Source organism: Krasilnikovia sp. M28-CT-15 (genome assembly GCF_047159595.1).
Taxonomy (GTDB): Bacteria; Actinomycetota; Actinomycetes; order Mycobacteriales; family Micromonosporaceae; genus Actinoplanes.
In genome coordinates this window covers 2392150-2418897 of record NZ_BAAGAK010000001.1, presented here as the reverse complement: position 1 = coordinate 2418897, position 26748 = coordinate 2392150, and the positions used below count along the sequence as shown (strand labels likewise).

The following is a 26748-nucleotide window of genomic DNA, read 5'->3' as shown; positions in this document are numbered from 1 at the left end:
TGATGTCTCCTAGGAACGGCGCCCGAGTACGAGGACCACGAGGGCGGGCAGGACGAGGACGATCATGGCGGTCAGGGCCAGCCGGAGCGCGGTCTCGGGCACCAGGACCCAGACCGCGGCCACGGCGACCACGGGCACCAGCAGGATTCCGGTGCGTTCGGCGCGGCTGCGCCGGTGCAGCCGTCCGGCGCTGCGCCGGCGCGGGGTGAGGGTGCGCTGCGCCGCCCGCCACCGCTGCCGGCGGACCACCCGGCGCGCCCGGCTGGCCTTCTGCTTCTCGGCGACGGCGAGCCGGGCGGCCCGCCGCCGGGCCCGCTCCTTGCTCACCGGCCGCGGTCACCGGGCGAGGACAGGGTGGACACCCAGTTGCGCAGCAGGGCGAACCCCGCGTCCGCGGACTTCTCCGGGTGGAACTGGGCCGCGGACAGGGCGCCGTGCTCGACGACCGCCGCGAACGGCGCGTCGTGCACGGCCGTGGTGACCAGCGCACCCGCGTCGCGCAGCGCGTCCAGACTCCCCGCCGCGTACGAATGGACGAAATAGAACCGGGTGTCCGGCCCGGCACCCGCCAGCAGCCGGGAACCCGGCGCGGCGGCGACCGTGTTCCAGCCCATGTGCGGGATCCGCCGCGCGGCCAGCCGGGTCACCGCGCCAGGCAGCAGCCCCAGCCCCTTGGTCTCCACCCCGTGCTCGACCCCGGAGTCGAACAGGATCTGCATGCCCACGCAGATGCCCAGCACCGGGCGCCCGGCGGCGACCCGCTCCGCGATGACCGGCCCGGCGGCCAGCGCCTCGATGCCCGCCATGCACGCCGCGTACGCGCCGACCCCCGGCACGACCAGCCCGTCCGCGGCCGCGGCGGCGGCCAGGTCGGCCGTGACCGTCACGTCGGCCCCGGTACGGGCCAGCGCCCGCTCGGCGGAGCGCAGGTTGCCCGAGCCGTAGTCGAGCACCACCACGGAGGCCATCAGCTCTCCCCCGGGATCAGCCACGCGACACCGCCCGCGGCGGCCAGCGCCGCCAGCACGGCCACCACGGCGATGCTGAACTTCGTGGCGCCCTGGCGTACCAGCGAGACGACGCCCCCGACGAGGATGCCCGCGAGGGCGAACAGCGCGATCGCCATCACAGCACGCCCTTGGTGGACGGCAGCGCCCCGGCGTTGCGCGGGTCGATCTCGACCGCCTCGCGCAGCGCCCGGGAGAACGCCTTGAACTGCGCCTCCACCACGTGGTGGGCGTCCGGGTGGCCGCCCTCGCGGGCGGCCCGCAGCACGCTCACGTGCAGGGTCACCTTGGCGGCATGCCCGAACGACTCGAAGATGTGCCGGGTCATGCTCGTCGGGTACACCGGCCCGATGTACGGCGCGAGCATCGGCTCCTCGTGCACCACGTACGGCCGCCCGGACAGGTCGACCGCGGCGCGGCACAGCACCTCGTCCATGGGAATGGTCGCCGAGCCGTACCGCCGGATCCCCGCCTTGTCGCCGAGCGCCTTGGCGAACGCCTCGCCCAGGGCGATCGCCGTGTCCTCCATGGTGTGATGGGCGTCGATCTCCAGGTCGCCCTCGGTGCGTACGGTCAGGTCGAAGCCGCCGTGCTTGGCCAGCTGGTTGAGCATGTGGTCGTAGAAGCCGACGCCGGTGTTCAGGTCCCCCTGACCGGTGCCGTCGAGGTCGATCTCGACGAGCACCTTGGTCTCCTTGGTGACCCGGTCGATGCGGGCGGTGCGGCTCATGCCTCGGTCTCCATCACAGCCGTGTCCATCGCGGACAGGAACGCTTCGGTCTCGGACTCGGTGCCCGCGGTGACCCGCAGCCAGCCGGGCAGGCCGACGTCGCGGACCAGTACGCCCCGCTCCAGCAGGCGCTGCCATGCCACCTGCTGGTCGCCGCCGACCTCGAACAGCACGAAGTTCGCGTCGCTGTCGGCGACCCGCACCCCGCGCCCGCGCAGCGTGGCCACGATCCGGTCGCGCTGCTGCTTGATCGCGTCGACCGTGTCGAGCAGCACCGCCCGGTGCGCCAGCGCGGCCCGGGCGGCGGCCTGGGTGAGCGCGGAGAGGTGGTACGGCAGGCGCACCAGCTGCACCGCGTCGACCACGGCCGGGTCGGCGGCCAGGTAGCCGAGCCGGCCACCGGCGAACCCGAACGCCTTGCTCATGGTGCGGGTGACCACCAGGCGCGGGTGCCCGGGCAGCAGGGCCAGGGCGCTGGGGGTGCCGGGGCGGGCGAACTCCGCGTACGCCTCGTCGACCACCACCATGCCGCGGGCCGCCGCCAGCACCGCGTCGAGCACGGCCGGGTCGAGAGCCGTGCCGGTGGGGTTGTTCGGCGAGCACAGGAACACCAGGTCGGGGTCGTGCTCGGCGACCTGGGCCACGGCCGACTCCGGCGTGAGCCCGAAATCGGGGTCGCGCAGCGCACCTACCCAGCGGGTGCCGGTGCCCGCGGCCAGCAGCGGGTGCATCGAGTACGACGGCCCGAAGCCCAGCGCGGTGCGCCCCGGCCCGGCGAACGCCTGCAGCAGCTGCTGCTGGACCTCGTTGGAACCGTTGGCCGCCCACACGTGGGCCGCAGTCAGCCCGTGGCCCAGATATGCGGCCAGGTCGGTGCGCAACGCGACCGCGTCGCGGTCCGGGTAGCGGTTGAGGTCGCGCAGCTCCGCCTGCACCGCCTTGGCGATGGCGTCCACCACCGCGTCCGGCACCGGGTACGAGTTCTCGTTCGTGTTCAGCCGCACCGCGACGTCGAGCTGGGGTGCGCCGTAGGGGCTGCGGCCGCGCAGGTCGTCGCGGATCGGCAGATCATCGATCGTCGTCACGGGCGGAACCTCACCGCCACAGCATCGCCGTGCGCGGGCAGGTCCTCGGCGTTGGCCAGCGCCACCACGTGCCCCGCGACGTCGCGCAGCGCCGCCTCGTCGTACTCGACGACGTGGATGCCGCGCAGGAACGACTGCACCGACAGGCCCGAGGAGTGCCGGGCGCAGCCGCCGGTGGGCAGTACATGGTTGGATCCGGCCGCGTAGTCGCCCAGCGACACGGGCGAGAACGCCCCCACGAAGACCGCACCGGCGTTGCGGACCCGCATCGCGAGCGCGCGGGCGTCGGCGGTCTGGATCTCCAGGTGCTCCGCCGCGTACGCGTCCACCACGCGCAGGCCCTGCTCCACGTCGTCGACCAGCACCACACCGGACTGCACGCCGGTGAGCGCCTCGCGTACCCGGGCCTCGTGCTTGGTGGTCGCGACCTGGCGGGCCAGCTCGGCCTCGACCGCGTCGAGCAGGGCGGTCGACGCGGTGACCAGGACGCTGGCCGCGAGCGGGTCGTGCTCCGCCTGGCTGATCAGGTCGGCGGCGACGTGTGCCGGGTCGGCCGTGTCGTCGGCCAGGATCGCGATCTCGGTCGGGCCCGCCTCGGCGTCGATGCCCACGACGCCGCGCAACAGCCGCTTCGCCGCGGTCACCCAGATGTTGCCCGGCCCCGTGATGACGTCCACCGGCGCGCACCGGTCCGACTCGTCGGCGCCGTCGCAGCCGTAGCCGAGCATCGCGACCGCCTGGGCGCCGCCGACCGCATACACCTCGTCGACGCCGAGCAACGCGCAGGCCGCCAGCACCCGGGCGTCGGGCAGACCGCCGTTGTCCGGCTGCGGCGGGCTCGCCACCACCAGGCTCTCGACGCCCGCCTCCTGGGCGGGAACGACGTTCATCACCACGGTCGAGGGGTAGACCGCCAGGCCGCCGGGCACGTACAGGCCGACCCGCGACACCGGCACCCAGCGTTCGGTCACCGTGCCGCCGGGCACCACCTGGGTGGTGACATCCGTGCGGCGCTGGTCGGTGTGCACCCGGCGGGCGCGGACGATGACCTCCTGCAGGGCCGCGCGCACGTCCGGGTCCAGGCCGTCCGCGGCTGCGGCGATCGCCTCCGCGGGCACCCGCAACCGTTCCAGACGTACGCCGTCGAAGCGCTTCGTGGCCTCCCGGATCGCCGGGAACCCATGCTCGCGGACCGCCTCGACGACCGGGCGGATCTTCTCCACCGCGACGGAGACGTCGAGCTGGGCTCGGGGCAGCAGGCCGCGCGGGTCCCGCCGGGAGCCGCGCAGGTCAATCCGGTTCAACACGGACCCAGTCTAGGACGGGGGCCGGACACCGGACCGGCCGCATTCCAGGGCGTGGGACCGCTCTGCCACCGGCGGGCCGCGACCGGCGCCCGGCACCCGCCGTCGCCGTCGTGGTCACCGTCGCCGGCGCTGGAGGCTCAGCCGCCCGCAACCCCGCCGCTTCGCGGCTTTTGCGTCGGCAACCCGCGAAGATCACCACCCCGGGCCGCGCGTGTCGCCGCACCGGCCCGATACGCTCGCACCGTGGGCACGATTCTGCCGGTCTTTCCGCTGGGCACGGTGCTTTTCCCCGGCCTCGTGCTGCCGCTGCACATCTTCGAGGAGCGGTATCGGGTGCTGGTCCGCGAGCTGGTGGCGGCCACCGGCGACGGTCCGCAGGAGTTCGGTGTGGTGACGCTGCGCCGTGGCTGGGAGACCCCGCAGGCGTCCGCCGAGGACGATGACGAGCCCTTCGTGGACGAGGAGCCGGTCACCGCGTCCCAGCTGTTCGGCGTCGGCTGCACCGCCGAGTTGCGGCAGGTCACGGAGCTGCCGGACGGCCGGTTCGACATCGTGACCGTGGGCCGCCGGCGGTTCCGGGTGCTCAGCGTCGAGGCCGACACGCATCCGTACCTCACCGCCGAGGTGGAGTGGCTGCCCGACGAGGAACAGGCCGACGCGGTGGCGGACGCCCTCGCTCCCCGCGTGCTGGCCGCCCTGCGGACATACCTGGACCTGTTGCGGCCCGAGTCGGAGGTGCTGGAGCAGGTCCCGGACGACCCGACCGTGCTGTCGCACCTGGTCGCGGCGACCGCCCAGTTGACCCTGGACGAACGGCAGGAGCTGCTGGCGGCACCGGACACGACCACCCGGCTGCGTGCCGAGTTGCGGCTGCTCAACCGGGAGGCCGGGCTGCTGGCCCGGGTCCGCGCGGTCCCGGTGCCGCTGTCCGACCTCGCCCGCCCCGCCAGCCCCAACTGACTCCGGCTACCCCGCGGCGGGCGGCAGCACGCCCGGCTGGCCCACCTGCGGTGCGGACTGACCCTCTTCCGGCGGGGACGGCTGCGGCTCGGCGCCGCGGCCCGGACCGGGGCGGGCACCGGGACGCTTCAGGTCCGGATCGCTGGACCAGCCTGCCATCAGGGTCAGCACGATGACCGCGACGAACGCGGGCACCAGCAGCGTGCCGTACGCGTGCAGGTCCGGCGGAGCGGAATAGGTGGCACCGGGCGACGACGACTGCTGCCACTGCTCGTAGGCGTGCAGCCCGACCTCCCGGCCGACTCCCCACGCGGTCGCGGCCGCGCCGAGCGCCCCCACCACCACCCCCAGCAGCAACACCGGCCCGCGATGCCGGCGCAGCACCAGCCAGGCGGTGATCGCCACGATGAGGCCGAACGCGCACCCGAGGATGGCGAACCAGCCGTCCGCCGCGATGTACTCCTCCGGCGAGGGGTCGTTGACCACGATGCCGTTCGCCCCGGCGTTGAGCACCGGAACGGACGGGGCCAGCCAGGTCCAGATCAGGCCCAGCGGCACCCCGGCCAGGGCGATCACGAGCACGGTCAGGGCACCCACCGAGACGGTGCGGCGCCACGGCCGCACCTCGGGCTGCGGCGGCGGGGGCGGCGGCTCCCAGCCGCCGACCTGCAGGGCCGCATCCAGCGGCGGGATCAGGTACGACGGCTCCGCGCGCGGTGGCGGGGGCGGGTACGACGGCTCCGGGCCCTGCGGCGCGGCCGGATACGACGGCTCCACTCCGCGTGGCGCGGCCGGGTACGACGGCTCCGCGCCGTGCGGGGACACCGGCTCCTGGCTGGGGGTCACCCCCCGATCCTGCCAGGTCCGGCTGGATGCTGCCTGTGCCGACCCCGGCCCACGGCTTGTGCCTGTTCAGCAGCGCACGTCCCCGTGCCTGGCAGGCGGTGCACGCCCAGAGCCCGGTCGGCAGCGGACGGGTCCGGTCAGCTCACGCTGGCCGGGCCGAGGATCGTCTTCAGGTCGGCCCTCAGCGCGGTGGTGGGCGCCACCCGGACGCCGCCCAGCCGCATCACGGTGGTGCGGGCGCCGTTCTGCAGGTGCACGTGCACCTCGGCGTCGCCGGGGTGGCTGACCAGGATCTCCTTGAGCTGGTCGACCAGCGGCGGGGTGCACCGGGTGATCGGCATGGTCAGGGTGATCGGTTTGGTGTCGGACGAGTGCGAGACGTCCGGCATCGACATGTCCATCGCCATGATCCGCGGAGTGTCGTCGCGCCGGTCCACCCGGCCCTTGACCACCACGATCGCGTCCTCGGCGATGTACTGGCCGATCACCTCGTACGTGTTGGGGAAGAACAGGGTCTCCACCCCGCCGGCCAGGTCCTCCAGGGTGGCGGACGCCCAGGCCCGGCCCTGCTTGGTGATCCTGCGCTGGACGCCCGTGAGGATGCCCGCGAGCGTGACGACCTGCCCGTCGGGGATCGAGCCTTCCTCGTTGAGGGCGGCGATCGTGGTGTCCGCGGCACCGGCGAGGATCTGCTCCAGCCCGGCGAGGGGATGGTCGGAGACGTAAAGGCCGAGCATCTCCCGCTCGAAGGCCAGTTTGTCGCGTTTGTCCCACTCGCTGTCGCCGATCACGGGCATCGCCACCGTGGCCGAACCCGCCCCGGCGTCGTCGCCGAACGCCCCGAACAGGTCGAACTGGCCCGCGGCCTCGTTGCGTTTGACGTCGGCGTACGCGTCGATGGCCTCCGCATGCACCGCCAGCAGGCCCTTGCGGGTATGGCCCATGGAGTCGAAGGCCCCGGCCTTGATCAGCGATTCCACGGTCTTCTTGTTGCAGGCGACCGCGTCCACCTTGGACAGGAAGTCGTAGAAATCCGCGTACTCGCCTTTTTCCTTGCGGCAGCGGGCGATCGCCTCGACCACGTTGTGGCCCACGTTGCGAACCGCGGCCAGGCCGAAGCGGATGTCGGTGCCGACCGGGGTGAACGGGCCCGCGGACTGGTTGACGTCCGGCGGCAGTACCTGGATGCCCATGCGCCGGCACTCGGCCAGGTACATCGCCATCTTGTCCTTGTCGTCGCCGACGCTGGTCAGCAGCCCGGCCATGTACTCGGCCGGGTAGTTCGCCTTCAGGTAGCCGGTCCAGTAGGACACCAGGCCGTACCCGGCGGTGTGCGCCTTGTTGAACGCGTAGTCGGCGAACGGCACGAGGATGTCCCAGATCGCCTGGATGGCCGCATCGGAGTACCCGTTGGCGCGCATGCCGTCGCGGAACGGGATGAACTCCTTGTCCAGGACCTCCTTCTTCTTCTTGCCCATCGCCCGGCGCAGCAGGTCGGCCTTGCCGAGCGAATACCCGGCCAGGATCTGCGCGGCGCGCTGCACCTGCTCCTGGTAGACGATCAGGCCGTAGGTGGGGCCGAGGATCTCCTTGAGCGGCTCCTCCAGCTCCGGATGGATCGGCGTGATCTCCTGCTGGCCGTTCTTGCGCAGCGCGTAGTTGGTGTGCGAATTCGCGCCCATCGGGCCGGGCCGGTACAGCGCGAGGACCGCGGAGATGTCCTCGAAGTTGTCCGGCTTCATCAGCCGCAGCAGCGAACGCATCGGGCCGCCGTCGAGCTGGAACACCCCGAGCGTGTCGCCGCGGGCCAGCAGCTCGTACGTCGCCTTGTCGTCCAGCTTCAGCGCCAGCAGGTCCAGCTTCGTGCCGTGGTTGAGCTCGATGTTGCGGACCGCGTCGTCGATGATCGTCAGGTTGCGCAGGCCCAGGAAGTCCATCTTGAGCAGGCCGAGCGTCTCGCAGGTCGGGTAGTCGAACTGCGTGATGATCGCCCCGTCCGCGTCGCGGCGCATCAGCGGGATGTGGTCGATGATCGGCTCGGCGCTCATGATGACCCCGGCCGCGTGCACACCGGTCTGCCGGATCAGGCCCTCGATGCCGCGGGCGGTGTCGATGACCTTCTTCACGTCCGGGTCGGTCTCGTACAGCGTGCGGATCTCGCCCGCCTCGGAGTACCGCTTGTGCTCCGGGTCGAAGATGCCCGTCAGCGGGATGTCCTTGCCCATCACGGCGGGAGGCATCGCCTTGGTGATCCGGTCGCCCACCGCGTACGGATAACCGAGGACCCGGGCCGAGTCCTTGATCGCGGCCTTGGCCTTGATCGTGCCGAACGTCGCGATCTGGGCGACCTTGTCGTCGCCCCAGCGCTCGGTCACGTACCGGATGACCTCGCCGCGGCGGCGCTCGTCGAAGTCGATGTCGACATCCGGCATCGAGACGCGCTCGGGGTTGAGGAACCGCTCGAAGATCAGCCCATGCGGCAGCGGGTCCAGGTCCGTGATCCCCATCGCGTACGCGACCAGCGAGCCCGCGGCCGAGCCACGGCCCGGGCCCACCGCGATGCCCTGCTGCTTCGACCACTGGATGAAGTCGGCGACCACGAGGAAGTACGACGGGAAGCCCATCTGGATGATGACGCCCAGCTCGTACTCGGCCTGCTTGACGTGGGTCTCGGGAATGCCGCCCGGGAACCGGCGGGCCAGGCCCTCGAAGGCCACCTTGCGGAACCAGCTCTCCTCGGTCTCCCCGTCGGGCACCGGGAAGCGGGGCATCAGGTTCTTGAAGGTGAACATGCCGGTGGTGTCGACCTTCTCCGCCACCAGCAGGGTGTTGCGGCAACCCTCCAGCCACGCCTCGGAGCTGTCCACCGCGCGCATCTGGTCGGCGTTCTTGACGAAGTAGCCCGCGCCGTCGAAGCGGAACCGGTTGGGGTCGGCGACGTTGCTGCCGGTCTGCACGCACAGCAGCACGTCGTGCGCCTCGGCCTGGGCCTCGTGGGTGTAGTGCGAGTCGTTGGTCACCAGCGGCGGGATGCCCAGCTTGCGGCCGATCTCCAGCAGGCCGTCGCGGACCCGCCGCTCGATGTCCAGACCGTGGTCCATCAGCTCCAGGTAGAAGTGCTCCCTGCCGAACACCTCCTGGTACGCCGCGGCGGTGCGCAGCGCCTCGTCGAACTGCCCCAGCCGCAGCCGGGTCTGCACCGCGCCGGAGGGGCAGCCGGTGGTGGCCATGATGCCCTCGGCGTGCTCGCCGATCAGCTCCAGGTCCATCCGGGGCCACTTGACGTAGTGGCCCTCCATCGAGGCACGCGAGTTCAGCCGGAACAGGTTCTTCAGACCGACGGCGTTGCGCGCCCACATCGTCATGTGGGTGATCGCGCCGTTACCGGAGATGTCGTCGCTCTTCTGCTCCGGCCGGCCCCACTTCACCCGCTGCTTGTGGAAGCGCGACTCGGGGGCCACATACGCCTCGACGCCGAGGATCGGGGTGACCCCCGCGGCGGTGGCCTGCTTGTAGAAGTCGTACGCCCCGTGCATGTTGCCGTGGTCGGTGATCGCCACGGCCGGCATGCCGAGGCGATTGGCCTCGGCGAACAGATCCTTGAGCCGGGCGGCTCCGTCGAGCATCGAATACTCGGTGTGCACATGCAGGTGCACGAACGAGTCAGACACCCGGCAGCCCCCTTTTCGCCCCGCCGACAACCGACGACGGAAGCCTAGTCCCGACCTCCGACATCCGGCACGGGGGACACCCGGGTCACTGTGCGAACGGTTCGATCATCACCGAGGCGGCGCGCAGCCACGCCGCCCGCGTCTCCGGCTGCAGGTCGGCGTACTCGATCGAGGAGCCGACCTCCAGGGCCGGGTCGTAGGGCACCACCGCCACCGCGCGGGTCCGGGTCGCGAAGTGCTTGGTCAGGTCGTCGAGCAGCGGCAGTTTGCCCGGTGACGGGCAGGAGATGAGAGTCACCGCGTTGGCCACGATGTCGCCCATGCCGGTGTCGTCCAGCAGGTCCAGCATCCAGTCGGCGGTGAACGCGGCATCCTCGCGCGGCACCGTGGTGATGACCAGCTGATCCGCGGCCTTCATCACGGTCTGCCAGTTGACGCTCTCCACGTTGTTGCCGGTGTCCACACAGATCACATCATGGGTTCGGCGCAGCAGATCCATCACCCGGCGCACCGTGTGCTGGTCGAGCCGCTGCGCGAACCGCGGATTCTCCTCACCGGCCAGCACGTCGTACGAGCCGTCGGAGGCGTGCCGCAGGTAGTCGTCCAGCTCGCCGAGCAGTTCGTCGCCGTGCATGTTCTCGATCCGCAGCAGGTCGGCGACCAGGTGCCGGATCGTCCGGGCGTGCCGGGCGCTGCCCGCCCGCAGGCCCAGGGTGCCGCGCAGCTCGTTGTCGTCCCAGGCCAGGACGCCACGGCCGCGGACGCTGCCGATGGTGGCCGCGGCCAGCACCGTGGCGGTGGTCTTGTGCACCCCGCCCTTGGGGTTGGCGAACGCCAGCACCCGGGGGGTGCCCAGCTTGCGCCGCATCACCGCGACGGCCCGGTCCAGGTCCTGATCGGAGCGGGCCTGCCGCCACTCGATGCGGGCCGGGGCCGGTGAGGTGGGCGCCGCCGGGGCGGGCGGCGCGGCGGCGGGCGGCGCGGCGGCGGGCGGCGCGGCGGCGGGCGGCGCGGCGGCGGGCGGCGCGGCGGCGGGAGCGGGCGGCGGCAGGACCGACGCCGGGCCGACCGCGGCGGCCGCACGCGCCGCGGGGTAGCCGTTCTCCGGGGTCACCCGGGCGATCGGGGGCGGCACGGCGCGGGTCGCGGGATTGAAGAAGCTGTGCGGCTGCTCGGACTCGGCCCGGCCCGGGAGGCCGTCCACCCGCCCCCGGAGCCCGTCGGCGCGTCCCGCGAACCCCGCGGACCGGCCCGCCACGGGGTCGGGCTGGGCCGCGAAACCGCCGGGGCGCGGCGCCGGGCCGTCGGGGCGCACAGGGCCGTCGGGGCGCGCGGGACCGTCGGGGCGCACAGGGCCGTCGGGGCGCGGAGGGCTGTCGGGCCGCGGGGGATGGCCGGGCGCACGCCCGGGAAAACCGTTGGTGCCGCCGGGCCGGTCGATCTGGCCCGGCGCACCGTCGCCGCGGGCACCGAAGCCGTCCTGGCGGCCCGGGAAGCCCTCGGCGCGCAGCGCCTGCCGCCGGGAGTCCAGCGGGTTCATCGGACGCGGCTCGGCCGGGCTGACCGGGCGCGGGTCCACGGTCCGCCCGACCCGCCGGTCCAGGGGGTTGACCGGGCGGCGGTCGAACGGATTCACCGGGCGCGGCTCCGGACCGGGCCGGGGCGGCTCGGACTGCCGCTGGTCGAGGGGGTGGCGCGGGTCGAGCGGAGGCAACGGGCGCCGGTCCGGCGGACTCACCGGCCGGCCGGGCAGCGGTGCGGCGCCGGACGTCGGACGCTGCGGCTCATCGTGCTCGTCGCGGTCCGCGCCATGGGTTTCCTCGGCGGTCCGGGACGCGTGGCGCGCACGATCGAGTAGCGCCCGCCATCGCGGGGCTGGTTCCGCAGGCCGGCCCCAGCCGGTCTCGGTCCCATCCACGGCCGTCCTCCCTGCGCCGACTCGGTGTCCCGGACGGGCGTCACCGCCCTAGACAGGCTACGGAGGCCAACCCTATTCAGGCCACTCCCGAATGCCTTCCGCCGGTGGCGATCGCCGGCGGCAGATCCATTGCTGCGCGTCCACCCGTCCGTACGGCCGGCGCACCCGGCTGGGGCACCGACGTGGGTCTAACGCCCGTGCGGGCCTCGGGATGCTCCCCGCCGCCGCGGACGGCACATCGGTGGCCGGCCGGGCCGGGGCAACGCTCCGGCGGTGCTTTTCTCCGTTACCGGGAAGGACGGCCCGCACCCCCTGCGGGGATCAGCGGGTGAGGCATAAGTCACAGCGGGCCCGGACGACGAGGGTAGCGGCGCACCGGCCGGCGGGGCAACCGTGGCCACGGGTCAGCTCGCGTCGCGCAGCACGTCGAGCGCGTGGCCCAGGTCCTGCGGGTAGTCGCTGACGAACCGCACCTCATCGAGCGTACGGGGGTGCAGGAAGGCCAGCTCCCGGGCATGCAGCCACTGCCGGTCGAGCCGCAGCCGGGTCGCCAGCGTGGGATCCGCCCCGTACGTGAGATCGCCCACGCATGGATGGCGCAGCGCCGCGAAATGCACCCGGATCTGGTGGGTGCGGCCGGTCTCCAGCCGCACGTCCACGAGGCTGGCGGCGCGGAACGCCTCCAGGGTGTCGTAGTGGGTGACGCTGGGCTTGCCGCCGGACATCACCGCGAACTTGTAGTCCGCGCTCGGATGCCGGTCGATCGGCGCGTCGATCGTGCCGCGCAGCGGGTCCAGATGGCCCTGCACCACGGCGTGGTACCGCTTCTCGACCTCGCGGTCCTTGAACGCCCGCTTCAGCACGCTGTACGCCTGCTCGCTCTTGGCCACCACCATCAGGCCGGTGGTGCCGACGTCGAGCCGGTGGACGACGCCCTGCCGCTCGGCGGCACCGCTGGTGGCCACGCGCTGGCCCATGGCGGCCAGCCCACCCACCACCGTGGGCCCGGTCCAGCCCGGGCTCGGGTGCGCGGCGACCCCGACCGGCTTGTCGACCACCACGATGTCGTCATCGTCGTAGACGATCCGCAGGCCGTGCACCGGCTCAGCCACCACGGCGGGCGCGGTGGCGGGCGCGGGGAGGGTCACCTCGAGCCACGCCCCGGCGCTCACCTTGTCGCTCTTGGGGCGGGGGAAGCCGTCTACCAGGGCGTCGCCGGCCTCCACCAGACTCGCGGCGGCCGTCCGGGACAGCCCGAACAGCCGCGACACCGCCTGGTCCAGGCGCATGCCGTCGAGTCCGTCGGGCACGGGCAGCGAGCGCCGGTCCCCCGCTGGACGCAGACCGGGTGTTGTCACGGATGTACCTCCCCGGTGGGCTGACCGTCGCCCGGCCCCGGATCGGGAGCGCGCCGGGCCCGGACCCCGTCGCGCTGGCGGCCGGTCAGCTCCAGCACGATCGCGAGGCAGACCCCGATGGTCAGGCAACTGTCGGCGATGTTGAACACCGCAAATCGCTCACCGTACGGGGCGAACGCGCTGATCATGTCGACCACGTGACCCCGGAACGGCCCGGGCGCCCGGAACAGCCGGTCACCCAGGTTGCCGAGGGCGCCCCCCAGCACCAGCCCGAGGCTGATCGCCCACGGCACCGAACGCAGCCGCCGGGTCATCCAGGCGATCCACCCGATCACCGCGAGCGTGATCAGCGGGAACACCCAGGTGTGCCCGCTGCCCAGGCTGAACGCTGCGCCGCTGTTGCGCAGCAGCGACAGGTAGACCAGCCCGCCCAGGATGCGGACCGGCTCGGCCGGGTCGAGGTGCTGGACGGACAGCTCCTTGACGATCTGGTCCGTCACGACGGCCAGCACGGCGGTGCCCGCGAGCACCGCCACGGCCCGGGGTGCGGGGCCGGGCGGAGTCTGAGGCCCGGGAGGGCTCACCGCGGTGCCGCCCGCTGCCTCATCGGCGTTCAGCGTCGTTCCTCCAGCTGCTTGCAGGACACGCACAGGGTCGCGGACGGGAACGCGGCCAGCCGCTCCACCGGGATGGCGTTGCCGCACCGCTCGCACCAACCGTAGTTGCCCTCACCGAGCCGGTCGATGGCGCGTTCCACCTGGTTGATCCGCTCGAGCAGGTTGTTGGCGAGCGTGATCTCCTGCTCGCGCTCGAAGGTCTTCGTGCCGGTGTCCGCCTGGTCGTCACCCGCGGAGTCGGTCAGCCGCTCCCGCTGCAGCTCGGCGATCTCGCTGAGGGTCTGGTCATACTCGCCCTGAAGCTCGTCCCGGCGTTCGACCAGCGCCATGCGAATCTTCTCAGTCTCCGCGGCACTGCGGGACCGCCTCGTCCCGGCCTTGGCGGTCGAGGCGGGCCTGGTGTCGGTTGCCTTGGCCATCGTCGCTCCCTCGCCGCGACGAGCGCGGCATCGGCGGTTGCGGGACCTGTGTCGGGCGTCGTCACCGCCCGTGCCCACCTGTCCCCTTTCGGACCGGACGCACCCCCGTGCGCCCAGCCGGCGCGGCCGGTGGGCCGGCCGCCGCCATGATCCCTCACGTGCATAAATGGCGTGCACCATGATCCCTCACGTGCACAAACGGCGCGCACGAAGCCGCCGCGCACACCGGAGGCTCGCAAGGATACGGAACGTGCAGGTCCACGACAACCTGGCGCACCGGCCGGGATACCCCGAACCGGGGCGAAAAATACCCAGACGATTGGTCGGACAGCCGACACGCCACGCTCAGTGCTCCTCCCGGCCATCCTCCCCGAACCAGCGGGCCAGCCGCCCTCGGCGGCTGACCGCGCGCAGTCGCCGTTCAGCCGCGTCGCGCACGTCCGCGGTCGCCACGATGAGCAAACAGTCGCCGGTGCGCAACCGGGTGTCCGGCGCGGGGACGAATCCGGCCCCGTCGCGCACGACGAGCGTCACCACGGCCCCGACGGGCAGCCGCAACTCATCGATGTGCACCCCAGCCAGCCGGGAACCCGGATCCACCCCGATCTGCAGCAGGTCGGCATGCATGTTCTCCAGCGGTGCTGACTCGACCTGCACCTCCGCCGCCTCGGCGGGCGCGGTGACCCCCAGCCACCGGGCCACGGGCGCGATGGTCCCGGCCTGCACCAGGGTAAAGATGATCACGAGTACGAACACCGCGTCGAACAGCTTCTCGGCGCCCGGGGTGCCCACTGACAGCGGGATCGTGGCCAGCACGATCGGTACCGCGCCGCGCAGCCCCGCCCAGGACAGGAACGCCTGCCCCCGCCAGCCCGGCGCCCCCCGCGCCACCAGCGCCGAGACGGCCACGGACAAGGGGCGCGCCAGCAGCACCAGGGCGCCGCCGACGACCAGCGCCGCGACCAGGGCGCCCGGCAGGCGGCCCGGCGAGACCAGCAGGCCCAGCAGCACGAACAGGCCGATCTGCGCCACCCAGGCGAGCCCGTCGGCGAAGCCGAGGATGGCGCGGCGGTGCGGCAGGCGGGCGTTGCCCAGCACGACCCCCGCGACATAGACCGCAAGGAACCCTGAGGCGTGGGCGACCGCACCCGCGGCATACGCCAGCACGGTGAGCCCCACCGCGGCGATCGGGTACAGCCCGGCCGAGGGCAGTGCGGCCCGGCGCAGCAGCCAGCGCCCGGCCGCCCCGACCAGCAGGCCGATCGCGGCGCCCGCAGCCAGCTCGTAGAAGAGCAGCAGCTCATGCCAGGACAGCGACGCCGCGGCCGGGCTGGCCAGCAGCACCACCACCAGGACCACCGGCGCGTCGTTCATGCCGGATTCCGCCTCCAGCGTCGCCACCAGCCGGGGCGGCAGCCGCAGCCGGCGCAGCGTGGCGAACACGGCGGCGGCGTCCGTCGAGGACAGCACCGCGCCGTACAGCAGGGCCATCCGCCAGTCGAGGCCGAGCAGCAGGTGCACGACCACCCCGACCACCACGATGCTGACCGCCACGCCCAGGGTGGCGAGCGTGGCGGAGAGTCCCAGCACCGGGCGCAGCGTGCTCCACCGGGCGGTCAGGCCGCCCTCCGCGATGATCACGATCAGGGCGCAGAAGCCGAGCGTACGGGTGAGCTCCGCGTCGTCGAACCGGATGCCCAGCCCCGCCTCGCCGAGCAGGATCCCGATGAGCAGGTAGACCAGCAGACTGGGCAGGCCGAGGCGGGTGGACAGACGCACCGCCGCCACGGCGATCAGGAGGACGGCAGCCCCGACCAGCAGGGCGACGTCCAGGTGCCCGGTCACACCGGCCCGGCGCCGGTGGCCCCGTCGCGCAGGACGGCCAACCGTGGCGCGAGGAAGACGGGGTCCGCGGCGACCGTGAAGACCTTGTCGCGGCTGGTGGCACCCAGCCGCAGCGTCACCGCGGACGGGCGGACGTCGAGTGCGTCAGCCAGGGCGCGACGCACCGCCTCGGTGGCCTTGCCGTCCACCGCCGGGGCACCGACCGCGATGATCAGCGCGGGACCGTGCGGCCCGTCGTACCGGCCGCCCACCCGGGTACGACCCGCGCCCGGCCGCACCCGGACCGGGACGGAGAGGTCTCCTGGTCCCGATGAGGGCACGCGCCGGTTGGTCACGCCTCATTGTGCCGATCTCCGCCGCGGCGGTACGGCGGGGGCCGCTGTTCGCGTCAGCGCGGCAGGGGCTGGGTTCGCGCGCGAACCGGACCGGTGCGGCGGATCGGCGGAGGGCTGCGGCGGATCAGCGGAGGGCTGCGGCGGATCAGCGGCGGGCTGCGGCGGCCAGCAGGCGGTCGACCGGGCGGCACAGGCCGCACGGGGTGAAGCCCAGCTCGACCGCCTCGGCCACCGGCAGCGGCTCGGTGAGCCGTCCGACCAGATGCGGGCAGTCCGCGACGTGGTAACGCGGCCGACCGTCGACGACCAGGACCTCGGCGTCCATCCGGGCGATGCGTACCGCGTCCGCGGCCCGCTCGGCCTGCGGCAGCGGCTCGTCGGCCGGATCGTCGGGGTCAGGCTCGCCGAACTCCTCGACCGGCTCGTCGAACGCCGCCCCGACGGTGAACGCCGGGCTGTCGGCGCGCTCCGCACCGGTGTCGGAGTGCTCCACCGCGTCGGGCTCCCGTCGCCAGGACTCGTCGGGGTCCTGGGTACGGGCCGCGTCGATGACGGAGGAGGCGTGGTCGTAGTCGCGGTGGCCGGTGTGGTCGCTCTCCGGCTCTGTCCCGGAGCTGCCGGGCACGTCGAGGTCGTCGGCGAATCCCGACGCCGGGACATCGTCCACCCCGGCGAGCGGCGAGTAGTCGGCGTCCACGCCGGTATGTGGCGGATAGTCGGCGTCCACGCCGGTATGCGGCGGATAGTCGGCGTCCCCGCCGGAATGCGGCGGATAGTCGGCGTCCACGCCGGTGAGCGGCGGGTAATCAGCGTCCGCGCCGGTGTCGAGCAGGTCGGCGTCCGCCTGGTCGGCCGGATGGTCGGAGCCCGGCAGTTCGTCGTGGGCGGCCTCGGGGTAGCTCCCGCTGACCGCCCCGGCGGCCGCGTACTCGTCGTCGCCCGGGGCACCGGGTTCGTCCGGGAACGTCGTCGAGCCGGATGCGGTGGAGCCGCCGGATTCGTCCGGATAGGTCGCGGAACCGGCCGGGTCCGAGTCACCGGGCTCGTCCGCGTAGGTCACCGAGCCGGCCGGGCCCGGGGCACCGGACTCGCCCGCGTAGGCCACCGAGCCGGCCGCGGCGGGGGCCATCCGGTCCGCGAACGCCGCGGACTCGGCATGTGGCGACCCGCCACCGGCGTCGGTCGCGCCGCGCCCGCGTGCGCCGGTGCGACCCGTCGACCCGGAGGCCGCGCGGAGGCCACCGCCGACGTCGCGGGCCGCAGCCCGGCGTGCGGACGCCCTGCGGGCACCCGCGACCAGCGCGATCGCGGCCAGCAGGCTGGCCACGATGGAACTGATGAGCAGCATGCTCGACCCGCCGGCGACGCCGAAAACAAGCAGCGTCACCGCGACGAGGATGAGCAGCAGACTGGCAACGATCATGGGCTCATCCCCGCCGCAGTCGGTCCATCACGATTGGTGAGGTTTGAGGGTCAGCGGCCGGTCTCGATGGAGTTGGCGCGGCCGCCGCCGTACGAGCCGGCCAGGCCCGCCGCGGCCAGACCACCCGAGCCGCCCACCGAGCGGTTCGCGTCTGCACGCGCCATCTCGGCCTCCAGGCCCTGGCCGCGACCGTCGAGGTCGCGCAGCTGGCTCTCCAGGTAGGCCTTGAGCCGCGTGCGGTACTCACGCTCGAACTGCTTGAGCTCCTCGATGTGCTTCTGCAGGGCGGAGCGCTTGGCGTCCAGGCCACCCATGGCCTCCTGGTGGCGCTGGCGCGCGTCCCGCTCGAGGGCGTCCGCCTTGGCGCGGGCCTCGCGGGTGACCTCCTCCGCCTTGGAGCGGGCGTCGGAGAGCAGCTTGTCGGCCTCGCGGCGCGCGTCCGCCACGTGGTCGTCCGCGGTGCGCTGGGCCATCATGAGCACCCGCAGCGCCTGCTGCTCGCCGTCGCCGCCGGGAGGGGTGGAACCGGCGCCGACGGGGCCCTGGGCGCGAACCTGCTCGAGCTCGGCCTGCATCTGCCGCGCTGCCTGCTCGGCGGCTGCCTTGTCGCGCTGCACCCGGTCGAGCTGGGCCTTCATGTCGTTGAGCTCCGCGGCCAGCCGGGGGTCGGCGCCCGAGACGGCTGGCGCGCCGCCCCGCCCGCCGCCGCGCTCGACCTGCGCGCGCAGCTCGTTGTTCTCCTCGATGAGACGGGCGAGTTCGCGCTCGACCTCGTCTAGGAAGGCGTCGACCTCCTCCTCGTCATACCCCCGCTTGCCGATCGGGGGCTTTTTGAAGGCGACGTTGTGCACGTCGGCCGGGGTCAGCGGCATCGAAACTCCTCGGGTCAGTCGCGGCCGCGTGGGGCGCACCTCATCTTCAGCTGAAGCTGAGGATCAGGTTCGCTAACACGAAGTACAAAAGCACGAACAGGATAACCAGCAGGACCAGGGACGCTAGGTCCAAGCTCACGGTACCAATTCGAAGCGGTGGGATCACACGCCTCAACGCCCTCAAGGGTGGATCAGTGACGCTCCACACCAGCTCCAGTGCCGCGGACGCCCCCCGCCCCGGCTGCCACCTGCGGCCGTACTGCAGCACCGCACCCAGGACAAACCTTGCCAGCAGCGTCAGGAAGAAGACGTAGACCAACAGGAAGAGGACTTGAAAGACGATCGACAGCACGACAGGCGGATCCCTCGTTAGGGTCAACTCTGGTTGAAGAAGCCGCCCTCAGCGATCTTGGCCTTGTCCTCCGCGGTGACCTGGACATTCGCCGGTGAGAGCAGGAAAACCCGGTTGGTCACGCGCTCGATCGTACCGCGCAGCCCGAAAGCCAGGCCGGCGGCGAAGTCGACCAGGCGGCGTGCATCCCCCTCGTCCATCTCGGTGAGGTTGATGATGACCGGCACCCCATCCCGGAAGTGCTCCCCAATCGTGCGTGCCTCCCGGTAGGTCGTCGGGTGCAGCGTCGTGATCTGGTAGCGCTGCTCCTCCTCGACCGGGCGCGGGTGCACCTGGGTCTGCGGGGCCAGGGCGAGGTTGTCGCGAGTCTGGTAGCTCAGCGTACCGCCAGCCTCACCCGACGTCGTGGACGACGGCCGGGTGATCGACCGTACGCTGGCCCGCTCGGACCGCGCCTCGTCGCGGTCGAGGTCCATCCGGGACATCCGCTCGGTCGGCCGGGAGCGCTCGAAGTTGCGGGCCCGGGGCAGCGCCGGGGCGTCGTCGACGTCGTCGTCCTCGTCGGCGAACTCGTCCGCGTACCGGTAGCCGGCATCGCGGTCGCGGTCCCGGTCCCGGTCGCGGTAACCGCTCTCGCGGTATCCGCGGTCGTCGTAGCGCTCGTCATCCTCCTCGACGAGGCCGAGCCAGACGCCGGCCTTCCGCAGCGCGCTCATGCCGAGCCCGCCTTCCACGCGCGCTCGCGGCCCTCGCTCATGCCCCCACCTCGTCCCGATACGGCGAACCTCGTACCCATGCCCCCAAAACCTCCATCCGTGGTGCGGCCCGCTCCCCCTCGGCGTGCCGCGCCGCGCTTGCCCACAGGGCCCGATACGGGTCCCGCTGCGACGCTGTGCCGTCGTCGGGCGCCGCGGCCACCGTGGAGGCACGTCGCGCGAAACAACACGTATGTAGTTTGCTGCCCGCCGCAAGGCTACCGCAGCGTGTTGCGCATCCCGAGCAAAGAACTACCGATCCGGACGTGTGTCGCTCCGTGCCGGACGGCCGCCTCCAGGTCTCCGCTCATGCCCGCGGAGACCACAGTGGCGCCGGGGTGCCGCTCGGCCAGCCGGCTCACCAGCGCGGACAGCGTCGCGAACGCCCGGTCCGGCTCCCAGTCCAGCGGCGCCACCGCCATCACCCCGGCCAGGCGCAGCCCGTCGGCGGCAGCGACCGCGTCGGCGACGCGCCACACGTCACGGTCCGGCTCGGCGGCATCGGCCACCGCTCCGCCGCGCTCCGCGTCGCCGTCGACGCTGATCTGCACCAGGACATCCAGCGGAGCAGTCCGGGACTCGGCCGCGGCCCGGTCCAGCGCGGTGGCCAGCCGGACCGAGTCGACCGACTCGACCACGTCGGCGTAGCGGGCGACCGAACGCGCCTTGTTGCGCTGCAACTGACCCACGAAGTGCCAGCGCACCTGCGCACCGGCCGCGGCGAGCGCGGCGGCCTTCGGCGCGGCCTCCTGGTCCCGGTTCTCCCCCACGTCGGTGATTCCCAGCTCGGCCAGCAGCAGGACATCCGAGGCCGGGTACGTCTTGGTGATGGCGACCAGGGTCACCTCGGCGGGATCGCGCCCGGCCGCCGCGCATGCCCGGGCGATCCGCTCCTGCACCTCCTGCCTGGCCGTGGCGAGTTGGGTACGCCGGTCAGGGGCGGCCACGCCGCCCTCAGGAACCGTTCTTGAGGAAGTCCGGGACGTCCACATCGTCGAAGAGCACCCGGCGCGGCGGCGGGGTGGTGGCCGCCTGCGGCGGAGTGTTCACCGGCACCGGCGAGGTCGGAGCGGCGGCCGGCGGCGTGGCGGCCGGCTGTGCCTTGCGCGCCGGCTCGGCCGGCTTGTACGACGGGGTGCCCCCGTCGAAGCCCGCCGCGATGACCGTGACCCGCACCTCGTCACCCAGGGCGTCGTCGATGACCGCACCGAAGATGATGTTGGCGTCCGGGTGGGCCGCGTCCGTGACCAGCTGCGCCGCGTCGTTGATCTCGAACAGGCCCAGGTCGGACCCGCCCGCGATGGACAGCAGGACGCCGCGGGCGCCGTCCATGCTCTGCTCCAGCAGCGGGCTGGAGATGGCCTTCTCGGCGGCCTCCACCGCGCGGTTGTCCCCACGCGCGCTGCCGATGCCCATCAGGGCGCTGCCCGCCCCGCTCATGACGCTCTTGACGTCGGCGAAGTCCAGGTTGATCAGACCCGGGGTGGTGATCAGGTCGGTGATGCCCTGAACGCCGGAGAGCAGCACCTGGTCGGCCTGGCGGAACGCGTCCATCATGCTGATGCCGCGGTCGCCGAGCGCCAGCAGTCGGTCGTTCGGGATGACGATCAGGGTGTCGCACTGGTTGCGCAGCTCGTCGATGCCGGACTCGGCCTGCACCTGGCGGCGCTTGCCCTCGAAGGAGAACGGCCGGGTGACCACGCCGATGGTGAGCGCGCCGAGCTTGCGGGCGATGTTGGCCACGACCGGCGCGCCGCCGGTGCCGGTGCCGCCGCCCTCGCCGCACGTCACGAAGACCATGTCGGCGCCCTTGAGCACCTCTTCGATCTCGTCGCGGTGGTCCTCGGCGGCGTTCTTGCCGACCTCGGGCTGGGCCCCCGCGCCGAGCCCGCGGGTCAGCTCCCGCCCGACGTCCAGCTTGACGTCGGCGTCGCTCATGAGCAGCGCCTGGGCGTCCGTGTTGATCGCGATGAACTCGACGCCCTTGAGCCCGACCTCGATCATGCGGTTCACGGCGTTGACGCCGCCGCCGCCGATGCCGACGACCTTGATCACCGCAAGGTAGTTGTGTGGAGGTGTCATCGGGCTCAGCCATCCCTTCCAGGGTTGGCGGACACGAAGGCCCCGCGGTCGGCCAGACCGCCTCGTGTCCGCTCCGTACAAGGGAGGGCGAGGAAACCCTCACCCTCTACTCGAGGCTTAGGGTTATGTCAACCTCTCAACCTCTCGACGCAACGTATTCGGACGTCAGTCCCGATCCAAGAACCGCCCCGGCGTGTCGGCGTCCCCTTGCGTGATGAGTATCCGACTCACCCGTAACCTCGCAAGCAATGCGGCGTTTAGGGCTTAATGTCCGATCGGTCGACCCTGCCCGATCGATGGTCAGCGCAGCGTCACGACCTCGGGCGCGCTCACATCGATCGTGTTCTCGGGACGCTTGAGCAAAGCGGTCGACACGGTGGCCTTGGTCGCACTCTGCGTCTCGTCGCCCCAGATGATCGTGCGGTGCCCGCGCAGCTCCAGCCGGATCTGCGCCGGTGCCCGTACGGAGATCTCCACCAGCTGCTCGCGCAACTCGTCGGTGAGCGCGGCCAGCACGGTCAGCGCCGACCGGGTGTTCACGTCCTGCGGCCCGGGCGCGGCGAGCCGGGCCAGCGGCAGCCCCGGCGGCGGCGCCGACACCGACCGGAACGCCACCCCCGCGCCGTCGATCAGGGCGAACCGGTCCCGGCCCGACGGCACCGCCGCCACCGGCCGCCGCTCCACCACCTCGATCTCGATCGTGGCGGGCCAGGACCGCGACACCACCACCCGGTCCACCGGGGCCAGGGCCTGCACCCGGTCGCGTACCGCGTCCAGATCGACCCGGATCAGCGGAGTGCGCATCGGCACCGCCGCGGCCTGCTCCACCTGCGCGTACGTCAGGTTCTCGGTGCCCACCACCCGCACCTCGCGCACGCCCAGCAGGGAGGTCCCGTACACCATCCAGACCAGAACGCCGAGCACCGCGACGACCCCGGCGCCCACCGCCCAGGGCAGCGCCGCGCGCAGGCGGCGGCGCCGCGCCCGCGCCATGAACCGTCGCACCGACGACGGCACGGCGTCCGTGTCCGCCCGCACGAGCCGCCAGTTGCGGCCCTCTCCGGCGCTGTTCTTGCCTTTGATCTTGGAGGAGCGGGCGCCGGGCACCGGCTACCGCCCGTCGGCCTCGGCCAGCGCCGCCAGCAGCTCGTCGCCCATCAGGGAGATCGGCGGCGCACCCATGGTGACCACCACATCGCCCGGGCGGCTGCGCCGCACCACCTCGGCGGGCACGTCCGACCAGGACGGCACGAACACCTTGCGGTCGTCGGGCAGGTCGATCGCCGCGGTCAGCGCCACCCCGCCCTCGCCCGGCCCGCGCACCTCGCCCGGGCCGAACACCTCCATCACCACGACCTCGTCGGCCAGGGCCAGGCCCTCGGCCAGCTCGGCCTGCAGATCCCGGGTGCGGTACACCCGGTACGGCTGGAACACCACGACCAGCCGCCCGTCGCCCGCGACCTCCCGCAGCGTGGTCAGCGCCGCCGTCACCGACGTCGGGTGGTACGCGTACTCGTCGTACACCCGTACCCCGGCCGCGATGCCCTTGCGCTCGAAGCGCCGCCGCACCCCCGGGAAGGAGGCCAGCGCCTCGGCGACCGAGCCGAAGCCGATGCCCAGCTTCAGCGCCGTGAGCACCGCCGCGGCGCTGTTCAGGCCCATGTGCAGGCCGGGCAGGGCCAGGTGCAGCTCACCCAGCGGCTTGCCCTCCAGGAACGCCTCGTAGCGCACCCCCTGCACGGTCGAGGTCACCTCCGCGATGCGCAGCGTCGCGTCGGCGGACTCCCCGTACGTGTAGACCGTGCGACCGCGCTCGCGCAGCGCCGCGATCAGCCCGGCCGTCCCGGGGTCGTCGGCGCAGGTCACCACGAACCCGTCGGCGTCGGTCAGCTCCGCGAACTGCAGGAAGCCCGCCTTGAGCCCGTCCAGGTCGCCCCAGTTGTTGAGGTGGTCCGCCTCGATGTTCGTGACGATGGCGACGTGCGGGCGGTAGATGAGGAACGACTTGTCGCTCTCGTCGGCCTCGGCCACGAAGTGCGGCCCGGTGCCGTGATGGCCGTTGGAGCCGGCCTCGGAGATCTCCCCGCCGATGACGAACGACGGGTCCTGCCCGGCGTGCTGGAGGATCACCGTCATGATCGACGTGGTGGTGGTCTTGCCGTGGGTACCGGCCACCGCGATCGTCCGGCGATTGGTCATCGCCGCGGCGAGGGCCTCCGAGCGGTGCAGTACCCGCAGCCCGCGGCGGCGCGCCTCGACCAGTTCCAGATGGTCCTGCGGGATCGCGGTGGAGTAGACGACCGTGTCCACGCCGTCCAGGTTGGACGCCTCGTGGGTCATGTGGACCTTGCCGCCCAGGGCGCGCAGGGCGGCCAGCGCGGGCCACTCGCGCAGCTCGCTGCCCGAGACCGGCACCCCGCGGGTGAGCAGCAGCCGGGCCAGCCCGCCCATGCCCACCCCACCGATGCCGATCAGGTGCACCGTGCCGAGCTGCTCGGCGGTCAACTCGCCGGCCGGTGTCATCTGCTCGACGTTCACAGCCCCACTCCCCAAGGTCCCAGGTCGCTCATCGCCCGGCCACCGCCTGGCAGACGAAGTCCAGCAGCGCCTCGTCGCCGTCGCGGCGCCCGTACGCGCTCGCCGCCGTCCCCATCGCGGCGAGCCGCTGCGGGTCGCGGGCCAGCGGGATCACCGTACGCTCCACCCAGTCGGGGCTCAGCTCCGAGTTGTCCACCAGCAGCCCGCCACCGGACTCGACCACCGGCCCGGCGTTGCGCCGCTGCTCCTGGTTGCTGTACGGATACGGAACGTAGATGGCGGGCAGCCCGAGCGCGGTGGTCTCAGCGACCGTGATCGCGCCACCGCGGCACAGCATGAGGTCGGCCGCGGCGTACCCGAGCTGCATGTCGGACAGGTACGGCACCACCACGTACGGCACCGGCAGGTCGCTGGGCACGTCGAACGGCTCGTTACGGCCGCCCTGCACGTGCAGCACCTGCACGCCCGCGTGCGCCAGTTTCTTCGCCGCACCGGCGACCGCCAGGTTGATCGTCCGCGCCCCGGAGGAACCGCCCGAGACGAACAGCACCGGCAGATCCGGGCGCAACCCGAAATGCGCGAGGGCCTGCGGGCGCAGGGCATCGCGGTCGAGCTGGGTGATGCCGGTGCGCAGCGGCACCCCGACCACCCGGGCGTTGCGCAGCGACTCCGCCTGCTGCGGCTGGTGCGGGAACCCGACCGCGACGTGCTTGGTGAACTTCATGCCCACCCGGTTCGCCACCCCGGGCGGCACGTTCACCTCGTGCACGACGATGGGCAGTTCCCGCCGCCATGCCGCCAGATACGCGGGCACGGAGACGTACCCGCCGAAGCCGAGCACCACGTCGGCCTCGACCTCGTCGATCACCTTGCCGGCCGCGTGCGCCGACTTGTACATCCGGTCCGGGGTACGCAGCAGGTCGAGGTTGAACGAGCGGGGCAGCTGGTAGGCCGGGATCACCCGCAGGTCGTAGCCGGCGGGCGGGATCAGTTCGTTCTCCATGCCCTTGGGGCTGCCCAGGGTGGTGACCCGGACCTCGGGGAAGTGCCGTTGCAGGCAGTCGGCGAAGGCGAGCAGTGGGTAGATGTGGCCGCCGGTACCTCCCCCGGCGAGCACGACCGACCGCAGCACACCCATCACGTCTCCTCTTCCCATCCGACCGCCGCGCTGAAGACGGTCCTTCGCCACCCGCCCCGGCTAAGGGCGGCCCTTCCCGGCGCTCGCGGGCGCCCGGCCCGCCGGTTTCGCGGCGCCCGGACGCGACGGCCCCGGCCGCCGCGGCGCGGGCAGCGGCGGCAGCGGGGCCCAGAGTAGCCGTACCCATCGCGCGGGCGGACGGGCGTGCAACGCCCGTGCCGCGTCCGGCTCGGCCCGGGCGAACGAGGCCAGGATGCCGATCGCGGCCAGCGTCACGACCAGGGCGCTACCACCCGCCGAGATGAACGGAAGCGGCAGGCCGGTGATCGGCAGCAGGCCCACCACCCCACCGATGTTGATCACGGCCTGGGCGACCAGCCACGTGGTGACCGCGGTCGCGGCGAGGCGGCGGAACGGGTCCTGGACCCGCCGGGCGATCCGGAACCCGGTGTACGCCAGCACGGAGAACAGCGCCAGCACCACGGCGCAGCCGACCACGCCGAGCTCCTCGGCCAGGATCGCGAAGATGAAGTCGTTGTCGGCCTGGGGCAGCCAGTCCCACTTGAGCGCGCTCTTGCCCAGCCCCACGCCGAACCAGCCGCCCTCGTAGATCGCCGAACGACCCTGCAGGAGCTGGTAGCAGGCGCCGATGGAGCAGTTCTCCGGCGGCTGCAGCCAGTTGGCGATCCGGGCGAACCGGTAGTTCGGCTCCCCCACCTTGCCCGATCCGGCGCCGCGCGAGGCGGCCGCGATGAGCAGCCCGATGCCGGCCGTGCCGAGCACCGCCAGCGCGGCGAAGACCCGCAGCCGCACCCCGGCGGCCCACAACAGACCGACGATCAGCGCCAGCAGCACCAGCATGGTGCCCAGGTCGTTGTAGCCGACCAGCACGAACAGCAGCCCGATCACCGGGAACAGCGGGGTGGCCAGCTCGCGCCAGTGGCCGAGCGCGGGACCCTTGCGGGCCACCAGGTCCGCGCCCCACAGCACCACGCCGAGCTTCGCCAGCTCCGACGGTTGCACCCCGACCGGGCCCAGGTAGAGCCACAGCAGCTCGGCGTGCACCGGGCCGATCCGCGGGGCCTTCAGCAGGTCGATCTTCTTCAGCGCCATCAGCGCGTCGAGCACCACGAGCAGCACCACGGCCGTGGCGAGGATGTACGTGCCGAGGGTGCGCAGGGTGCGCGCGGGCAGCCGCTGGCAGACCCAGAACCCGAGCAGGCCGAGCAGCGCGTACACCGCCTGCTTGCCGATCATGGAGAACGCGCTGCCGTGCTGCGCGTACGCCTTGACGCTGGTGGCCGAGAAGACCATGGTCAGACCGACCAGCAGCAGCAGCCCCGAACTCGCGATGAGCAGGTAGTACGAGCTGAGCGGCCGGGCCAGCAGCCCGTGCACCGCCGGCAGCAGCTGCCGGCTCAGCGACGGTCGTGTCCGCTGGTCCTCCGCCATGGGATCATCATCGCGGCGCAGGCCCGGCGGACCCGCAC

25 protein-coding genes are annotated in these 26748 nt (G+C 72.7%); 1 reads left to right on the top strand and 24 read right to left on the bottom strand.

Features of this window, described 5'->3' with window-relative positions; genetic code table 11:
• Nucleotides 1-9: 9 nt before the first annotated feature.
• The 6 genes from ACMCNO_RS11465 to hisD are packed head-to-tail and all read right to left on the bottom strand — an operon-like array spanning nt 10 to nt 4129.
• Nucleotides 10-327 (bottom strand): hypothetical protein, encoded by a 318-nt coding sequence (locus ACMCNO_RS11465; protein WP_412749385.1) that lies wholly within the window; start codon nt 325-327, stop codon nt 10-12.
• On the bottom strand, nt 324-968 hold the full coding sequence (gene hisH / locus ACMCNO_RS11460) for an imidazole glycerol phosphate synthase subunit HisH (RefSeq protein ID WP_412749384.1): 645 nt from the start codon (nt 966-968) through the stop codon (nt 324-326). Before hisH ends, ACMCNO_RS11465 begins: the two co-directional genes overlap by 4 nt.
• A complete protein-coding gene (locus ACMCNO_RS11455; protein ID WP_412749383.1) occupies nt 968-1126 on the bottom strand; it encodes a hypothetical protein in 159 nt (52 codons plus the stop codon). The genes hisH and ACMCNO_RS11455 overlap by 1 nt, the downstream gene beginning before the upstream one ends.
• Nucleotides 1126-1737, bottom strand: coding sequence for an imidazoleglycerol-phosphate dehydratase HisB (hisB, locus tag ACMCNO_RS11450; RefSeq protein WP_412749382.1), 612 nt, complete (start codon nt 1735-1737; stop codon nt 1126-1128). Before hisB ends, ACMCNO_RS11455 begins: the two co-directional genes overlap by 1 nt.
• A complete protein-coding gene (locus ACMCNO_RS11445) occupies nt 1734-2822 on the bottom strand; it encodes a histidinol-phosphate transaminase (RefSeq protein ID WP_412749381.1) in 1089 nt (362 codons plus the stop codon). The genes hisB and ACMCNO_RS11445 overlap by 4 nt, the downstream gene beginning before the upstream one ends.
• The gene (gene hisD / locus ACMCNO_RS11440) at nt 2819-4129 is read right to left on the bottom strand and encodes a histidinol dehydrogenase (protein ID WP_412749380.1); all 1311 of its coding nucleotides are present in this window, start codon (nt 4127-4129) and stop codon (nt 2819-2821) included. Before hisD ends, ACMCNO_RS11445 begins: the two co-directional genes overlap by 4 nt.
• Nucleotides 4130-4372: 243 nt before the next feature.
• Between hisD and ACMCNO_RS11435 the strand changes: the two genes are divergently transcribed.
• Nucleotides 4373-5089: an LON peptidase substrate-binding domain-containing protein gene (locus ACMCNO_RS11435; RefSeq protein WP_412749379.1), complete on the top strand. Its 717-nt coding sequence runs from the start codon at nt 4373-4375 to the stop codon at nt 5087-5089.
• A 6-nt stretch (nt 5090-5095) separates the two neighbouring features.
• On the opposite strand, the gene ACMCNO_RS11430 is transcribed toward ACMCNO_RS11435, so the two are convergent.
• The 18 genes from ACMCNO_RS11430 to ACMCNO_RS11345 all read right to left on the bottom strand — a co-directional run bounded on the left by ACMCNO_RS11430 (nt 5096) and on the right by ACMCNO_RS11345 (nt 26710).
• The gene (locus ACMCNO_RS11430) at nt 5096-5935 is read right to left on the bottom strand and encodes a DUF2567 domain-containing protein (protein WP_412749378.1); all 840 of its coding nucleotides are present in this window, start codon (nt 5933-5935) and stop codon (nt 5096-5098) included.
• Between the two features lie 137 nt (nt 5936-6072).
• Nucleotides 6073-9606: a DNA polymerase III subunit alpha gene (gene dnaE, locus ACMCNO_RS11425; RefSeq protein WP_412749377.1), complete on the bottom strand. Its 3534-nt coding sequence runs from the start codon at nt 9604-9606 to the stop codon at nt 6073-6075.
• A gap of 85 nt (nt 9607-9691) precedes the next feature.
• Nucleotides 9692-11524, bottom strand: a complete 1833-nt coding sequence (locus tag ACMCNO_RS11420; RefSeq protein ID WP_412749376.1) for a MinD/ParA family protein — start codon at nt 11522-11524, stop codon at nt 9692-9694.
• Nucleotides 11525-11928: 404 nt separating this feature from the next.
• Nucleotides 11929-12813 carry an RluA family pseudouridine synthase gene (locus ACMCNO_RS11415; RefSeq protein WP_412753675.1) on the bottom strand — a complete coding sequence of 295 codons (885 nt, stop codon included), beginning with the start codon at nt 12811-12813 and terminating at the stop codon, nt 11929-11931.
• Between the two features lie 65 nt (nt 12814-12878).
• Nucleotides 12879-13523: a signal peptidase II gene (gene lspA, locus ACMCNO_RS11410; RefSeq protein WP_412753674.1), complete on the bottom strand. Its 645-nt coding sequence runs from the start codon at nt 13521-13523 to the stop codon at nt 12879-12881.
• A complete protein-coding gene (locus ACMCNO_RS11405; protein WP_412749375.1) occupies nt 13496-13918 on the bottom strand; it encodes a TraR/DksA family transcriptional regulator in 423 nt (140 codons plus the stop codon). Before ACMCNO_RS11405 ends, lspA begins: the two co-directional genes overlap by 28 nt.
• 345 nt (nt 13919-14263) lie before the next feature.
• A complete protein-coding gene (locus ACMCNO_RS11400) occupies nt 14264-15763 on the bottom strand; it encodes a potassium/proton antiporter (RefSeq protein WP_412749374.1) in 1500 nt (499 codons plus the stop codon).
• Nucleotides 15760-16098, bottom strand: a complete 339-nt coding sequence (locus ACMCNO_RS11395) for a DUF167 domain-containing protein (protein ID WP_412749373.1) — start codon at nt 16096-16098, stop codon at nt 15760-15762. The genes ACMCNO_RS11400 and ACMCNO_RS11395 overlap by 4 nt, the downstream gene beginning before the upstream one ends.
• Nucleotides 16099-16243: 145 nt before the next feature.
• A complete protein-coding gene (locus ACMCNO_RS11390) occupies nt 16244-17521 on the bottom strand; it encodes a hypothetical protein (RefSeq protein ID WP_412753920.1) in 1278 nt (425 codons plus the stop codon).
• Between the two features lie 50 nt (nt 17522-17571).
• On the bottom strand, nt 17572-18393 hold the full coding sequence (locus tag ACMCNO_RS11385) for a DivIVA domain-containing protein (protein ID WP_412742225.1): 822 nt from the start codon (nt 18391-18393) through the stop codon (nt 17572-17574).
• A gap of 46 nt (nt 18394-18439) precedes the next feature.
• Nucleotides 18440-18745 carry a YggT family protein gene (locus ACMCNO_RS11380; RefSeq protein ID WP_412749372.1) on the bottom strand — a complete coding sequence of 102 codons (306 nt, stop codon included), beginning with the start codon at nt 18743-18745 and terminating at the stop codon, nt 18440-18442.
• Nucleotides 18746-18768: 23 nt separating this feature from the next.
• Nucleotides 18769-19461, bottom strand: a complete 693-nt coding sequence (locus tag ACMCNO_RS11375; RefSeq protein ID WP_412749371.1) for a cell division protein SepF — start codon at nt 19459-19461, stop codon at nt 18769-18771.
• A 257-nt stretch (nt 19462-19718) separates the two neighbouring features.
• Entirely contained in the window at nt 19719-20447 is a 729-nt protein-coding gene (locus ACMCNO_RS11370; RefSeq protein WP_412749370.1) for a YggS family pyridoxal phosphate-dependent enzyme, read from the bottom strand.
• Between the two features lie 7 nt (nt 20448-20454).
• Entirely contained in the window at nt 20455-21582 is a 1128-nt protein-coding gene (gene ftsZ / locus ACMCNO_RS11365) for a cell division protein FtsZ (RefSeq protein ID WP_412749369.1), read from the bottom strand.
• A 300-nt stretch (nt 21583-21882) separates the two neighbouring features.
• Nucleotides 21883-22689: a cell division protein FtsQ/DivIB gene (locus ACMCNO_RS11360; protein ID WP_412749368.1), complete on the bottom strand. Its 807-nt coding sequence runs from the start codon at nt 22687-22689 to the stop codon at nt 21883-21885.
• 3 nt (nt 22690-22692) lie between these two features.
• Nucleotides 22693-24105, bottom strand: a complete 1413-nt coding sequence (murC, locus tag ACMCNO_RS11355) for a UDP-N-acetylmuramate--L-alanine ligase (RefSeq protein ID WP_412753673.1) — start codon at nt 24103-24105, stop codon at nt 22693-22695.
• A gap of 43 nt (nt 24106-24148) precedes the next feature.
• Nucleotides 24149-25258, bottom strand: coding sequence for an undecaprenyldiphospho-muramoylpentapeptide beta-N-acetylglucosaminyltransferase (gene murG, locus ACMCNO_RS11350; RefSeq protein ID WP_412749367.1), 1110 nt, complete (start codon nt 25256-25258; stop codon nt 24149-24151).
• Between the two features lie 60 nt (nt 25259-25318).
• A complete protein-coding gene (locus ACMCNO_RS11345) occupies nt 25319-26710 on the bottom strand; it encodes an FtsW/RodA/SpoVE family cell cycle protein (protein WP_412749366.1) in 1392 nt (463 codons plus the stop codon).
• Nucleotides 26711-26748: the final 38 nt, after the last annotated feature.

Excerpts from the sequence above, each read along its gene's own strand:
- hisH (WP_412749384.1), bottom strand. The coding sequence starts at position 968 with ATGGCCTCCGTGGTGGTGCTCGACTACGGCTCGGGCAACCTGCGCTCC.
- ACMCNO_RS11455 (WP_412749383.1), bottom strand. The coding sequence starts at position 1,126 with ATGGCGATCGCGCTGTTCGCCCTCGCGGGCATCCTCGTCGGGGGCGTC.
- hisB (WP_412749382.1), bottom strand. The coding sequence starts at position 1,737 with ATGAGCCGCACCGCCCGCATCGACCGGGTCACCAAGGAGACCAAGGTG.
- ACMCNO_RS11415 (WP_412753675.1), bottom strand. The coding sequence starts at position 12,813 with ATGCGCCTGGACCAGGCGGTGTCGCGGCTGTTCGGGCTGTCCCGGACG.
- ACMCNO_RS11405 (WP_412749375.1), bottom strand. The coding sequence starts at position 13,918 with ATGGCCAAGGCAACCGACACCAGGCCCGCCTCGACCGCCAAGGCCGGG.
- ACMCNO_RS11390 (WP_412753920.1), bottom strand. The coding sequence starts at position 17,521 with ATGATCGTTGCCAGTCTGCTGCTCATCCTCGTCGCGGTGACGCTGCTT.
- ACMCNO_RS11385 (WP_412742225.1), bottom strand. The coding sequence starts at position 18,393 with ATGCCGCTGACCCCGGCCGACGTGCACAACGTCGCCTTCAAAAAGCCC.
- ACMCNO_RS11375 (WP_412749371.1), bottom strand. The coding sequence starts at position 19,461 with ATGAGCGCGCTGCGGAAGGCCGGCGTCTGGCTCGGCCTCGTCGAGGAG.
- ftsZ (WP_412749369.1), bottom strand. The coding sequence starts at position 21,582 with ATGACACCTCCACACAACTACCTTGCGGTGATCAAGGTCGTCGGCATC.
- murC (WP_412753673.1), bottom strand. The coding sequence starts at position 24,105 with ATGACACCGGCCGGCGAGTTGACCGCCGAGCAGCTCGGCACGGTGCAC.
- murG (WP_412749367.1), bottom strand. The coding sequence starts at position 25,258 with ATGGGTGTGCTGCGGTCGGTCGTGCTCGCCGGGGGAGGTACCGGCGGC.
- ACMCNO_RS11345 (WP_412749366.1), bottom strand. The coding sequence starts at position 26,710 with ATGGCGGAGGACCAGCGGACACGACCGTCGCTGAGCCGGCAGCTGCTG.